The organism is Arthrobacter sp. C2, from assembly GCA_024207135.1.
Classification (GTDB): Bacteria; Actinomycetota; Actinomycetes; order Actinomycetales; family Micrococcaceae; genus Paeniglutamicibacter.
Window position 1 is genome coordinate 2421016 of record CP042428.1, and the last position, 14078, is coordinate 2435093.

The following is a 14078-nucleotide window of genomic DNA, read 5'->3' on the forward strand; positions in this document are numbered from 1 at the left end:
CGCCTGCCGTATTAGGTATATAGCGAGAGCGGCGCCGTGGTTCCATGCAGGAAGTACGTGCCGACCTCGATCTTCTTGTAATCCACCGGATCGTGCAGCGAGTGCGTGCGCACGTTGCGCCAGAACAGATCCAGCCCCACGTGGTTTCCGGTGGAACTGGAACCGGTGACCTCGAAGATCCTGTTGGCCACCTCGAGGGCCACCTCCGTGGCGACAACCTTGAGCTCGGCGATGGCCACGGCAACGTCCCCGCGCTGCCCGGCATCCAAGGCGCCGGCGCGGCCCACCTCGGTGTCGAAGCGGCGGTTGAGTTTTTCGGCCAACGCCGCCACCGCGGCGGCGCGTGCCTTCAGTTCCCCGACCGTCCGCTGGAACACCGGGTCCTGGGCGTAGGTGTCGGCCGCCGACAGGAACCAGGAGTTTTTGCGCCCGAGCAGGATCTTGCGACCCGCTGCCAAGGCACCCTCGGCGATGCCGAGGTAGAAGTTCCCGAAGGCCAGCTGCAGCCCAGGGGTCAGCAGCGTGGCAATGGGCTCGGGCGTGACCTCCCCCAGCACGTCTTCGGGTGCCACCGCCACGTCGCGGTACCTCACCGAGCCGGAGGCCGAGAGCCGCTGGCCCAGCTGGTCCCAGTCGCCGAGCAGCTCCAGGCCCTCGCGGCCTCGTTCAAGCACGAAGGCCAGGACCTTTCCGTCGTTTTCGCCGCCGGTCACGGCTGCGTTGACGACGATGACGTCACCGACGCTGGAGCCGGTGGAGAAGCGCTTGAGTCCGTTGAGCCGGTAGCCCCCGTCCACCGCCACCAGGGACAGGTCGGGGTCGACCGGGTTCACCGAGTCGCCCCAGAGCCAGCCTTCGGATGCGCTGCGGGCAAACCACTGGCCCTGGTCCGCGGGTGCGGCGTAGAACGCAATGCTGGACTGGTTGGCGTAGTGGTAGGCGAGCAGCTGGGCGATCGATCCGTCAGCCCCGGCGATGATGCGCACCGCGGCGAAGGCCGATTCCCAGTGCCCGCCGGCCCCGCCGAATTCGACCGGCACCAGGAGGTTGAGCAATCCGGATTCGCGCAACAGGTCGACCTCGGTGAAGGGATCCTGGTTGGCGATGTCGCGGGCCAGGGCATCGACGGCCAGGGCGTCTGCAACCGCGCCGGCCACGGACGTCCAGTGCTCCAGTTCGTCGGGTCCGGCATGCCCGGTCCAGGGCGTGCGGGGAAGTGCGGCGGTCTCAAGCTGGGTGGCGCTCATGTGTGCGGCTCCTGAATCTCGTTGGATCAATGACTCGAGACTAGGAACATCGAGGGGTCCGGCGCATCGGTCGCTTCACCGCGGGAAGCAGATCGTCACGAGGCTTCACCGGGAGAGGCGGCATGACCGATCGGCGCCGGACTTGAGTCAATCCGCCGTCATCCGGCGGACATGCGGCGACGCGGTGCGTCATCTGCTGTCACCCGCGCGCTTCACCCCGCAACGTCCCCGACCGGAAACGACGGTGGAAAGTTGTTGCCGGCAGCGCGCCCACGGATCGAACGGACGGCTAGTTGTCCTGGCCCTCGGGAGCCACCGCGGTGACTAATTCCTGGAGCTCCGGGACCCGCGACGCGGACTCGAGTGCCGAGAGCAGGACCGCATCGTGCGTCGGGTGCGCCTCGGCCAAGAGCTTCTCCCCCGCAACCGTGAGCTCGGTGTAAATGCCGCGGCGGTCGTCCGTGCACAGGATGCGGGTCAACAGGGCGCGATCCTCGAGCCGGGTCACCAGGCGGGTGGTGGCACTACTGGACAGGGCGGCGGCGCGGGCCAGCTGGGCCATGCGCATATGCCAACCGTCCTGCCGGCTCAGGGCATCGAGCACGGTGAATTCCACAACGGACAGCCCGTGCTTGGCCTGCAGCGCGCGCTCCAGCTCCCCCTCGATGAGGTTGTGCAGTGCGGCAAGCGTGCGCCAGCCCTGCGCGCGGATCTGTACGGCGTCGTCCTTGATCCCCATATGTGAGTCTCCTCGTGTGTTCGTCCGCTCAGCATAGCACCTTGCGCCGATATAACGCGTGTGCAATCATTGCGTTAGCAGTTAGTTGCATACGCAACGATTGGTGCGAAGAAACCCTTCGCATCTTCTTCCAACCCTCACATACCGAAGGTTCACCATGCCCGTAGCTCTCTATGCCCTCGCCCTCGGCGGCTTTGGAATCGGATTGACGGAATTCGTCATCATGGGCCTCCTGCCCGAGGTTGCCGCGGATTTCGGCGTTACCGAAACCGTCGCCGGCTACCTCATATCCGGATACGCACTCGCCGTGGCCATCGGCGCCATCATCGTCACCGCGGTGCTCAGCCGGCTGGACCGCAAGAAGTCATTGCTGTTCCTGATGCTCCTGTTCATTATCGGAAACTTGCTCAGCGCCACGGGTCCCACCTATGAAATCGTCATGGTCGGCAGGATCGTGGCGGCCCTCTGCCACGGAGCATTCTTCGGAATCGGCTCTGTCGTTGCCGCAGACCTGGTCGCCGCCAACAAGCGGGCCGGCGCCATTTCCTTCATGTTTGCGGGCCTGACCATCGCCAACGTCCTGGGCGTGCCCTTCGGCACCCTGCTGGGCCAGGCCACCGGGTGGCGTTCCACGTTCTGGGCCATTACGGCCATCGGCGTCGTTGCCCTTGTTGGCATCATGCTCCTGGTTCCCGGAAACCTTGCCCGGTCGGGCAACAAGGGAATCTTCGGCGAATTCGACATTTTCCGCAGCCCCCAGGTCTGGCTGTCCATGATCGTGACCATCCTGGGCTACGGCGGCATGTTCGGCGCCTTCACCTACATCGCCTTCACGCTCACCGGCATCAGCGGCTTTGCCGCCAGCTCGGTCCCGTGGCTGTTGGTCCTCTTCGGCCTGGGCCTCTTCGTGGGCAACATCCTCGGCGGCAAGGCCGCCGACCGCAATCTGGCCGCCACCTTGATCACCGTGCTTTCGATTCTCACCGTCGTCCTGGCGGCCTTCGCGCTGACCGCCGGCAACCAGGTCGCCACCATCATCGCGCTGGTGCTCATGGGCGGCATCGGCTTCGCCACCGTCCCTGGCCTGCAAATGCGCATCATGAACCATGCCGCCCACGCACCAACCCTCGCCTCGGGGGCCAACATCGCCGCCTTCAACGTGGGCAACGCACTGGGCGCATGGATCGGCGGCCTCACCATCGCCGCAGGGCTGGGCTACACCTCGCCATTGTGGGCCGGAGCCGCCATCACCGTTGCCGGACTGGCGGTCATGCTCATCGCCACGCGCGTCCGGGGCGGCGAATACGCCAAGTCGCGGACTTCCGCGTCCGTGCCAGTCACCGTCTAAGGCGACAGGCACGCCACCATCAACACCTTTCCCGTCAATCCAAGGAGTTTTCCCATGACCACCTCAACGAACACCATCCCGACCATCACCCTCAACGACGGCACCACCATGCCGCAGCTTGGCTACGGCGTCTTCCAGGTCCCGGATGAGCAGACCACCGAGGCGGTGGCCACGGCTCTTGAAACCGGATACCGCAGCATCGACACCGCAACCATCTACGGCAATGAGTCAGGAGTGGGACGTGCGCTGGCCGAATCCGGCATCCAGCGCGACGAACTCTTCGTGACCACCAAGCTCTGGTTGGCTGACCTGGGGCGGGCGTCTGCGCGTGACGCCTTGTCCGCAAGCCTGGAGAAGCTCGGGCTGGACCACGTGGACCTTTACCTGATCCACTGGCCGGGCACCGACACCGATGCCTACCTCGAGTCCTGGCAAGCCCTGGAGGACTTGCGCGCCGCTGGACTCACCCGGTCCGTTGGCGTCTCGAACTTCCTCCCCGGACAGCTCGAACGCGTCATTGCACTCGGCGGCACGGTTCCGGCTGTAAACCAGGTGGAGCTGCATCCCTTCCTGCAGAACCGTGAAACCGTGGCCGCCAACCGCGCCCACGGGATCGCCACCGAGGCCTGGAGTCCGCTGGCCCAGGGAGCCGTGTTGGGCGATCCGGCCGTGCTGGCCGCGGCGCAGGCACACGGGGTCACCCCAGCCCAGGTGGTGCTGCGCTGGCACCTGCAGCGGGGCAACGTGGTGATCCCGAAGTCCGTCACCGCCTCGCGCATGACCTCGAACCTTGACGTGTTCGAATTCGACCTTGACGTCGGCCAGGTCGCGGCCCTGGACGCACTCGAGCGCGACGGGCGCACCGGGCCGTTCCCAGGCTCCTTCAACGGCTAGGAACCCAGCCCGTGGCGCTCGGTGGCCGCATCCCAGTTCTCGAGGGATGGCCACCGGGCCTTGGGCCGGCTGCCCGCCTTACGGCCGCGACCCAAATGCGCGATACTCAAGACATGGAACCGATCTTGCAGGTGATCCCCGGATGCCCGAATTCCGAATCCGCCAGGGAACTCTTTGCCGCCGCGCTTGAACTCGAGGGCATCGGGGTTCCGGCCTCCGTGCGTGAAATCCGCACGGAACAAGAAGCGGCCCTCCACGATTTCCACGGTTCGCCGAGCTTCGGCCTCAACGGCACCGACCTCTTTGATTCCGGGACGGAACCGGCGGTGTCATGTCGTGTCTACCGCACGCCGACGGGCTTCGCCGGCCAGCCGGACTTGGAGGACCTGCGCCGTGCCATCCGGGCATCGCAGTCCCCTCCCGCGTCCGCTGCCTAACCTATCCATGACGTTCCCCGCGCCACACACAGAAGCCACCCGCATTCACGTTGGGACGCGTGAAGACGGGTGGCTACTTTTCCGGCAATGATCCCGGCGAAACGGTGAAACTAGGCGTCGACGAGATCCTTCTTGTCGTCGCCCTGGTCCTTGGTATCCGGAACCTCGGCGTCCGGGTTCTTGCCGGTCCAGGCGTGGCCCTGTTCGTCATCCAGGTGCGTGGTCTTCTTGTTCTTCAGCGCGAAGATGTAGACCAGCAGCGAAATGCCGATGGCAATCGTGACATAGGTGAAGAACAGATCAATGCGATCGGCCTTCTGCAGTGCGGCGCCAATCAGCGGGACGGTTCCGCCGAAGAGCGAGTTCGCAATGGCGTAGCCCAGGCCCACGCCGAGGGCGCGGATGGAGGCCGGGAACAGTTCCGACTTCACCAGAGCGTTGATCGAGGTGTAACCACCAACGATGACCAGACCGCCCATCATCAGCGCGAAGGCCAATACCGGGTTCTGCGTCTTGGCCAACAGCGACAGCAGCGGCCAGGTGAACAAGACGCCGGTGATGCCGAACCAGAGCAGCAGCGGCTTGCGCCCGACCTTGTCGGAGATGATGCCGTAGACCGGCTGCAGCAGCATGAAGATGAACAGCGCCCAGAAGTTGATGACCGAGGTCTGGGTCTTTTCGATGCCGGAGGTATCGTTCATGAACTTCAGGATGAAGTTGGTGTAGGTGTAGAAGGCCACGGTGCCACCCAGGGTGATGCCGATGCACGTCAGCAACGGCTTCCAGTACTGGGTGAAGAGCAGCTTCATGGTGCCCGGCTGGGCCTCGCCTGCCACGGCAGGCCTCTTGGCCGCTGCAACCTGCTCCGCGGAGAGAGTTTCCTCCATGGAGCGGCGCAGCCACAGCACCACCAGGGCGGCCACGCCGCCGATGGCGAACGGGATGCGCCAGCCCCACGCGCTGAGCGTCTCGTGGCTCATGGTGTTTTGCAGGATCACGAGCACCAGCAAGGCCAGCATCTGGCCGCCGATCAGGGTCACGTACTGGAAGGAGGAGAAGAAACCGCGGCGCTTGGAGGTCGCGGCCTCGGACATGTAGGTGGCGCTGGTGCCGTACTCCCCGCCCACCGAGAAGCCCTGCAACAGGCGCACGAAGACCAGCAGGATCATGGCCCACATGCCGATAGCTTCCTGGGTCGGCAGGATCGCGATGGCGAACGAGCCGGCGCTCATCAGCGTCACCGACAGGGTCAGCGCGGCCTTGCGGCCGTGGCGGTCGGCGTAGCGGCCGAAGAACCAGGCACCCACCGGGCGCATCAAAAACGAGGTGGCAAACACGGCCATGGCCTCGAGGCCGGCCTGCAGCTCGTTGGTCGAGTTGAAGAAGTGCGACTGGAAGTACGCGGCGAACACCGTGTAGACGTAGAGGTCGAACCACTCCACGAGGTTTCCGGCCGAGCCCTTGAGGATGTTGCTCACGGCCTTGCGGGTAGCGGCCGCCTCAACCGGGTCCTTGTCGCGGGCGCCGCGGCGCGGCGCCTTCTTCATGTTGTCCAGGGCGGCTTGGCCCATGGGTGTTCCTCCTCTTGCGTTGGCGGCCCCCACAATGCATCGAGGGCCTCAACCAAGGTAGTCGCGCCACCGGCGGCATCCAACGCGGGAGCCCATTCCTAACGCTTCCTTAGGACTCGTCCGCGGGTCCCGGGGACGGCCCAGTGCGGCCGGGGTTCCCGCGGCACCGACGACGGAACGGCGGGAACCGCGAGGAAATGGTAATCTCCAAGACGGACACGCCACGCACAAGACGGCCGTGAACAGCAACTTTTTTACGACACAATCCGCAAAGCTAAGGAACCGGTCCATGGACGTACTCATCGTTGAGGATGACGACTCCATGGCCGCGGCGCTCACCGCGGCGGTGTCCTCCACCGGGCACGGCGCCGCGCGGGTGGCCCGCGGCACCGACGCGTTGCTGCGCCACCGGGACTTCGACGTGATCCTGCTGGACCTGGGGCTTCCCGACATGGACGGGCTCGAGGTGCTGCGCAAGCTGCGCCAGGTCACCGACGTCCCCATCCTGATCCTCACCGCCCGCGACGACGAACGCTCCGTGGTCCTCGGGCTGCGCTCGGGCGCCGACGACTACCTGATCAAGCCGGTCAAGCTCGTGGAACTGCTCGCCCGCATCGAGGCCGTCACCCGGCGCGCGATGCCCGCCTCCGGGCGCAAGGACTCCCTGATCCGCCTCGGGGACCTGGCACTGGACACGGACCGGCGCGTGGTCCAGGTCAAGGGCACGGAACTTGCGCTGACCCCGACCGAGTTCGACCTGCTGGCCCTGCTGGCGAAGAACGCCGGATCGGTGGTGACCCGCGAACAAATCCTGGACGCGCTGTGGGGGGATGCATTCCTGGCCTCCTCGCGCTCGCTGGATGTCCACCTGACCGGCCTGCGCTCCAAGCTCGCGCTGCCCGGATTCATCGTCAACGTCCGCGGCGTCGGGTACCGGGTCGAAGCCGACCCGCGGTGAAGCTTCGCGTCCTGGGCGTGCTCAGCGTGCTGGCGCTGCTGCTGGTGCTGATCGTCTCCAACGTGATCCTCTCCTCTGCGGGGCGCGAACTGACCTCCGCGCTGCAGATCAACAGGGCCGCCTCGCTGAACCGGATCGCCCAGGTCGCCTTCGATGCGGCGACCGATGGCGACACCACGGTGCTGCAGCGGGACATGGACACCTACTCCGGGCTCTACGAGGAGGGACTGGCGGTGCGCCTGCAATCCGGCACGCTGGTCTCCGGCGGGCTGGACCCCGAGCGGCCCGATGTGCGCGACGCGCTGGCCCGGGCCTCACTGAACCTCTCCGACACCGAGCTGGACCCCGTCACGCCCTTTGGCACCGGCACCGAGGTGATTTCCCGGTCCTTCGGGTCCGCGAGCCAGGTGCTGGGCGAGGCGGTGATGGAGGTGAACCTCGACGCGGCGCGGGCCAAGCTGCGCGCCCGCTGGCTGGCCACCGGCGTCGCCGCCATCGCGCTGGCCACGCTGCTGCTGCTGCTTGCCGGACGGGTCACCGGCTGGGTGCTGCGCCCGGTGCAGCGACTGGGAACGGCGGTGCGCGAGCTCAAGGACACCGGAAAGACCTCCCGGCTCCCGGAGGCCGGTCCCCCGGAGCTGCGCGAGCTTTCCCGTTCCTTTACCGCCATGGCCGCCACGCTCGGGGAGGTCATCGAGTCCCAGCGCCAGCTCATCGCCGACACCTCCCACCACCTGCGCAACCCGGTCGGCGCGCTGCGCCTGCGCGTGGACCTGCTGCTGCTCAAGCTGAAGAACAAGGATGAGCGGGAAGCCGGGGCCGGGGTGCTGGCCGAGCTCGAACGCGTCGAGGAGATCCTGGATTCGGTGCTGCGGCTCGCGGTGGCCGAGCACCGGGTGATCGAGGATTCGGCAGGCACCGCACCCGGCGAGCTGGAGGCCCTGGTCCCCTCCGGGGTCAATGCCTTCGTGGTCTTGGCCGAGGAGGTCGACCGCGCCCGTCCCGCCGCGTTGAAGTCCGGCAACACCATCACCCTGGCCACCGGGCAGGACCCGGGCCTCGAGATCGACTGCAACCGCATCGAGCTGGCCCAGATGCTCGGCGAACTGCTGAACAACGCCATCAAGTACGCCCCGGGCACCGAGATCACCGCAGAGGTCCTCCAGGTGGGCTCGCGGATCATCCTCGAGATCGCCGACGCCGGGCCGGGGCTGGCACCGGCGCAGCTGGCCGCGGCCACCACCCGCTTCTGGCGCGCCCCCGAGCACGCCTCGATCCGCGGCACCGGAATGGGCATGACCATCGTGGACAAGCTCGCGACAGCCAACGGCGGGCACCTGGTCCTGGGCAGCAACAAGCCGCACGGGCTGCGTGCCCGGATCGTGTTCGATGCCGTGGCTCCCGGCCCGGGACGGGAGGATGGCCGATGAGAAACGAACCCCGCTCCCCCGCAACGCTGTCACGCCGCACGCTGCTGCGCGCCGCGTGCGCCACCGCTGCCGCAGGCGTCCTGGCCCCGGCGCTGGCATCCTGCACGACCGGTTCGCACGTTGGCCCCATCGTGGTGGCAGGCGGGGAACCCGGCGGCTTCTACCTGGAATTCGCCACGCTGCTGGCCGATTCCCTTCAACGGCACCGGGTCTCCGAGTCCGCCACGGTGCTGTCCACCGGCGGCAGCCTGGACAACGTGCGCACGCTGCTGCGCGGCGAGGCGACGCTCGCGGTGGCACTGGCCGATGCCGCGTCCTTGGAGGGCGGGCCGCAAAGCCAGAACCCCGGGCAGATCGCGGCGCTGGGCAAGGTGTATGAAAACTACGTCCACGCGGTGGTGCGCAAGGACAGCGGCATCTCCTCCCTGGCCGACCTGGCTGGGCGCACCGTGGCCGTGGGCCGGCCGGGCTCGGGCACCTCGCTGATCACGCCGCGGCTCTTCGAGGTCGCCGGGCTCGTCTCGGCCCCGGCCGCAAGCGCCAAGTCCTCCGGTGCCACCACGGTGCGCAGCCTGGGACTCAACGACGGGATCGCCGCGCTCTCCGCGGGCACGGTCGACGCCTTGTTCTGGTCCGGCGGGGTACCGACCGCGGCCATCGCGAAGGCGCACGCCGAAACCGGGTTCGCGTTGCTGGATCTCTCGGCGCTGCTGCCGGGGCTGCGGGCGAGGTACGGGGCCTTCTACGACAAGGTGCTGGTCCCGGCCGGAAGCTACGCGGGCATGGAGGCGGTGTGGACCGTCGGGGTCGCGAATCTGTTGCTGTGCCGCGCGGACCTCGATGCCGACACCGCCAAGGCCACGGTCAACCTGCTGGTGGGGCACGCCGACGAACTGATCCCGCGCTCCAGCGTCGGGGTGCAGTTCCTCAGCGCCGATTCGCTGATCAACACCGCGGACATCCCGCTGCACCCGGCCGCCGCGGACGCCTACCGGGCGCTGCACGGCTAACCTCCCTGCGACGGCAACGGCTTGGGCCGGCCATATGTGGCGGCTCCGGCCCGACATGTCCCAGGGACGCGAGCGCCGGGGCCCGGAGGTGAACTGGGCCCCGGCTCCTCCGCGTTGCTCCCCGTTCACCCATCGGAAACCTTCAACCGATAGACATTGGTGTACTCACTCCTGCACACTCGCTATTTGTTGGGAAAACCATGTCTAGAACAGGGCGACCATCGCGTCGCTTGACCCGAGCCTCGGCAGCCATTGCCGCGCTTGCACTCGCCGGTTCCACGTTCTACGCCTCGAGCGCAGCCGCGGGAATCGTGCCCGATCCAATCACCCATTCGGCCAAGGGCGCCGGACTCGAACTGTCCGCCGTCGGCTCCTACGAGACCGGCACCTTCGACAAGTCGGCAGCCGAAATCGTCACCTACCACGCCGCCAGCAAGCGCCTCTTTGTGGTCAACGCGCAGGCAGGCGCCGTCGACGTCCTGGATATCGCCGACCCGACGAAGCCCACCAAGCTTTACTCGATCTCCGGTTCCGGCATCGCCAACTCCGTGACGGTGCGCGCCGACGGACTGGGCGCGATCGCCCTGGAGTCTTCCACCAAGACCGCCAAGGGCTCGCTGCTCTTCTTCGATGCCACCGCGGACCAAGCCAAGGTGCTCGGCAGCGTCGAGGTCGGCCCCCTGCCTGACATGGTCTCGATTTCGGCGGACGGCAACTACGCAGTGGTCGCCAACGAAGGCGAACCGGCCGACGACTTCTCCACGGACCCCGAGGGATCGGTCAGCGTCGTCACCCTGCCGGCCAAGCTCGCGTCCCCGGCACAGTCCGCGGCCAGGACCGCGACCTTCCACGAATTCGAGGCGGGCGGCTCCAAGAAGCTGCCGGCCGAGGTGCGCATCTTCGGGAAAACCCCGCACGGGGAAGACAACCCGGTTTCGCGAAACCTGGAACCCGAATACATAGCGATCGACGGCAACACCGCCTACGCGGCCCTGCAGGAAGCCAACGCGATCGCGGAGATCGACCTGCCCACCGCCACCGTCACGGCCATCCGGGCCCTGGGGTTCAAGGACCACTCGCTGCCCGGCAACGGCCTGGATGCCTCCGACAAGGACGGCAAGATCGACATCCGGACCTTCGAGGGGCTCAAGGGCGCCTACATGCCCGACGGCATCAACGCCTACACCACCGCCGGCGGCATCACGTACCTGGTCACCGCCAACGAGGGAGATGCCCGTGAATTCGGCGGCTACGAGGAGGGCACCCGCGTCAAGGACCTGGGCCAGGACGGACTCGCCCCGGTCTGCGAGGACAGCCCCGCCGCGGGCCTCCTGGCGGACACCGACCTTGGCCGGCTGAACGTCACCACCGCCTCCGGGCTGAACGCCGACGGCAGCTGCTACGAGGAACTTGTCGCCTTCGGGTCGCGATCCTTCTCCATCTGGGACACCAACGGCAAGCAGGTCTTCGACTCGGGAGACGACTTCGAGCAGATCACAGCCGAAGCCAACCCCGGATTCTTCAACTCCAACCACTCCGAGTCGAACCTCGAGGGCCGCAGCGAGGACAAGGGTCCCGAGCCCGAGAACCTGGCCATCGGCACCATCGGCGAATCCACCTACGCCTTCATCGGCCTCGAGCGCGTGGGCGGTGTCATGGTCTACGACATCACCAAGCCCACGGATTCCACGTTCGTCACCTACGTCAACAACCGCGACTTCTCCGAATCCGTCGAAGACGGCGGAAACCTCGCTGCGGCCGGAGACCTGGGACCGGAGGGCTTGGCCTTCATCCCGGCCGAGGGCTCGCCCACCGGCGCCCCGATGCTGGCCGTGGGCAACGAGGTCTCGGGGACCACCACGCTGTTCTCCATCACCGGGGATGCCGTGCCCGCACCGGAACCACAGAAGCCGGCAAGCACCAGCATCCAGGTGCTGGGCATCAACGACTTCCACGGCCGCATCGAGGCAAACGGCTCCGAGGCCGGCGCCGCGGTCCTGGGCGGGGCCGTCAAGGAACTGAGCGAAGCGACCCCCAACACGCTCTTCGTCTCGGCGGGCGACAACATCGGCGCCTCGACCTTCACCTCCTTCTCCCAGCAGGACAACCCGGCCATCGATGCGCTCGGCGCGGCGGGCCTGGATGTCTCGGTGGTGGGCAACCACGAATTCGACGCCGGATTCGACGACCTGCTCAACCGCGTGATCCCGCGCTACGCAACCGCCACCGGCGAAAACGGGGCGGATCTCGCACTGGGCGCCAACGTGTACCAGAAGGGCACCAAGACCCCGGCGCTGGGCGAATACGCGATCCGCGAGGTCGACGGCGTGAAGGTCGGATTCATCGGCACCGTCACCGAATCCACCGCGGCCATGGTCTCCCCCAACGGCATCAAGGACATCGAGTTCGGCGACCAGCTCGAGGCAGCCAACCGCGTTGCCGAGCAGCTGACCGACGGCCAGGACGCCAACGGGGAAGCCGACGCAATCGTGCTGCTGACCCACGACGGGTCGGCGGTGGACACCTGCGAGGCCATCGCCACGGAAAAGACCACCTACGGCGAGCTGGTCCGCAAGGCCTCGCCGAAGATCGATGCGATCTTCTCGGGGCACACCCACCAGTCCTACGACTGCTCGTTCCCCGTCGAGGGCTGGGCGGCAGGACTTGAACGCCCCGTCGTCCAGTCCCACCAGTACGGCACGACCCTCGGGGCCCTGGCCCTCGAGGTCGATCCGGAAACCAAGGACGTTCTCTCCCTCGACGCCGAGCTGCTCGCGCTGACCACGACCGACGAGGCCGGGGAAACCACCGCGAACCACGAGGCCCTGGCCTCGGTGGGCAAGATCGTCGAGAAGGCCACCGCCGAGGCGGAGGTCGCCGGAGCCGTCCGGGTCGGCGAAATCAGCGCCGACATCACCCGCGGCGGCACCGAGGGCTCGGACCGCGGCGTCGAATCAAGCCTCGGGAACCTGGTGGCCGACATGCACCTCTGGTCGACCTCCAACGAGTCCTTCGGCGGCGAGAAGGCCGACATCGGGATCATGAACCCCGGCGGCCTGCGCGCCGACCTGCTCTTCGGCAAGGAAGGCACCGTCAGCTACCAGGACGCGACCAGCGTCCAGCCCTTCGGCAACACCCTGATCACCCAGGACCTCACCGGTGCCCAGCTCAAGGACATCCTCGAGGAGCAGTGGCAGCCCGAGGGATCCTCGCGCCCGAAGCTGCACCTGGGCATCTCCGCGGACCTGGCCTACAGCTATGACCCGGATGCCGCACGGGGAGAGCACATCAAGTCCATGACGTTCAAGGGCGAGGAAGTCACCGCGGAGCAGGTCTTCCGCGTGGCGGCCAACTCCTTCCTGGCCGAGGGCGGGGACAACTTCACCACCTTCGCCCAGGGCGCCAACGCCGCCGACAGCGGCCAGATCGACCTGGTCGCCGCCGTGGAGTACTTCAAGGCGCACCCGCTGGTCGACCCCGCCCCGCTGGGCCGCACCGTGGTGGCGGGCACCGAGTGGGCCACGGTCGACCTCGAAGCAGCCACCGTCACGCAGGGCGAAACCCTCAAGGCCGAGGTCACCGGGCTTGCGGAGGGCATGCGGATCTCCGCGGTCCTGCACTCGGACCCGATCGAAGCGCTCGAGATCCCCGCGGCCAACGCCGAGGGCGAAACCGCGTTCGAGATCGCGGTTCCGGCCGACTTCGAGACCGGCGCCCACACGCTGCTGGTCTCGACCGTGGGCCACGAGGACATCGCCGTCGAGGTCGAGGTTGCGGCCGCGACCGCTCCGGGCGAGGAGCCTGCACCGAGCGAAACTCCCGCAGCGGAGGATCAGGAGCCTTCCAAGGCACCTGTCGGACCGCAGGCCAACGACGGCGACGACGAGCCGGAAGCTGCTGCACCCCAGCCGAACGGCGACCTGGCCAACACCGGTGCCACCGTCGGCGTGATCGCCGGTGCCGGCGCACTGCTGGCTGCGGCCGGCGGGTTCTTGCTCTGGCGTCGCCACCGCGCAACGGTGGACAGCGCCGAGTAGGCACGCTCCTCCAGCGCCATTCGTCCCGCGTCCCCGCCATCGGTGGGGGCGCGGGACGATTGCGTTAAGCGGGCGGACCTGCCTGCCCGATCGATGAGTGTGTCCGTGAGGATGAAGGCCAGGGGCAGCCCCGCTGCGATGGGCAGGCCGCGCTTTGGAACACTTCCTAGGTGCGGGACGGGTCCGGCTTTGCGCTCGCGTCCGCGCCGTTCTCGACGGGCTCCGAACCGCCTTCCTTGGCCTCCCTGATCCGTGGATCCCTGGGCACTTCGCCATGCGGCGGGCGGTCGTAGAACTTCTTGTAGCGTTCGTCCTCGTGGTGGTTGTTGCCCATGGTGTGCCTCCCGGAAGGGTTCGGTTACCTCCACAGTTGCACCGGCGTCGCTTCTTGGCAACAGGTTGTTCGC

11 protein-coding genes are annotated in these 14078 nt (G+C 67.3%); 7 read left to right on the forward strand and 4 right to left on the reverse strand.

The genetic code is table 11. The features are described 5' to 3' along the window. Positions 1–11: 11 nt before the first annotated feature. Both FPY90_RS11335 and FPY90_RS11340 read right to left on the reverse strand, forming a co-directional pair. A complete protein-coding gene (locus FPY90_RS11335; RefSeq protein WP_498681049.1) occupies positions 12–1247 on the reverse strand; it encodes an acyl-CoA dehydrogenase family protein in 1236 nt (411 codons plus the stop codon). Positions 1248–1536: 289 nt separating this feature from the next. Further along, the gene (locus FPY90_RS11340) at positions 1537–1986 is read right to left on the reverse strand and encodes a MarR family winged helix-turn-helix transcriptional regulator (RefSeq protein WP_498681051.1); all 450 of its coding nucleotides are present in this window, start codon (positions 1984–1986) and stop codon (positions 1537–1539) included. 157 nt (positions 1987–2143) lie between these two features. Here FPY90_RS11340 and FPY90_RS11345 point away from each other — a divergent pair, with 157 nt between their 5' ends. The 3 genes from FPY90_RS11345 to FPY90_RS11355 all read left to right on the forward strand — a co-directional run bounded on the left by FPY90_RS11345 (position 2144) and on the right by FPY90_RS11355 (position 4665). After that, entirely contained in the window at positions 2144–3334 is a 1191-nt protein-coding gene (locus tag FPY90_RS11345; protein WP_498681052.1) for an MFS transporter, read from the forward strand. Between the two features lie 54 nt (positions 3335–3388). Continuing rightward, positions 3389–4228, forward strand: a complete 840-nt coding sequence (locus tag FPY90_RS11350) for an aldo/keto reductase (RefSeq protein ID WP_498681054.1) — start codon at positions 3389–3391, stop codon at positions 4226–4228. 113 nt (positions 4229–4341) lie between these two features. Then, the gene (locus tag FPY90_RS11355) at positions 4342–4665 is read left to right on the forward strand and encodes a hypothetical protein (RefSeq protein WP_498681056.1); all 324 of its coding nucleotides are present in this window, start codon (positions 4342–4344) and stop codon (positions 4663–4665) included. A 110-nt stretch (positions 4666–4775) separates the two neighbouring features. On the opposite strand, the gene FPY90_RS11360 is transcribed toward FPY90_RS11355, so the two are convergent. Next, the gene (locus FPY90_RS11360) at positions 4776–6212 is read right to left on the reverse strand and encodes an MFS transporter (RefSeq protein WP_498685569.1); all 1437 of its coding nucleotides are present in this window, start codon (positions 6210–6212) and stop codon (positions 4776–4778) included. Positions 6213–6525: 313 nt separating this feature from the next. Here FPY90_RS11360 and FPY90_RS11365 point away from each other — a divergent pair, with 313 nt between their 5' ends. From FPY90_RS11365 to FPY90_RS11380, 4 genes are all read left to right on the forward strand, one after another. Beyond that, the gene (locus FPY90_RS11365) at positions 6526–7194 is read left to right on the forward strand and encodes a response regulator transcription factor (RefSeq protein ID WP_498681057.1); all 669 of its coding nucleotides are present in this window, start codon (positions 6526–6528) and stop codon (positions 7192–7194) included. Then, positions 7191–8624, forward strand: a complete 1434-nt coding sequence (locus FPY90_RS11370) for a HAMP domain-containing sensor histidine kinase (RefSeq protein WP_498681058.1) — start codon at positions 7191–7193, stop codon at positions 8622–8624. The genes FPY90_RS11365 and FPY90_RS11370 overlap by 4 nt, the downstream gene beginning before the upstream one ends. Then, on the forward strand, positions 8621–9634 hold the full coding sequence (locus FPY90_RS11375; protein ID WP_498681060.1) for a TAXI family TRAP transporter solute-binding subunit: 1014 nt from the start codon (positions 8621–8623) through the stop codon (positions 9632–9634). Before FPY90_RS11370 ends, FPY90_RS11375 begins: the two co-directional genes overlap by 4 nt. Before the next feature lie 200 nt (positions 9635–9834). Further along, entirely contained in the window at positions 9835–13671 is a 3837-nt protein-coding gene (locus FPY90_RS11380; RefSeq protein ID WP_498681061.1) for a choice-of-anchor I family protein, read from the forward strand. 166 nt (positions 13672–13837) lie between these two features. Here the strand turns inward: FPY90_RS11380 and FPY90_RS11385 are convergent, their stop codons facing one another. Then, positions 13838–14005, reverse strand: coding sequence for a hypothetical protein (locus FPY90_RS11385; RefSeq protein ID WP_175475420.1), 168 nt, complete (start codon positions 14003–14005; stop codon positions 13838–13840). Positions 14006–14078 lie beyond the last annotated feature (73 nt).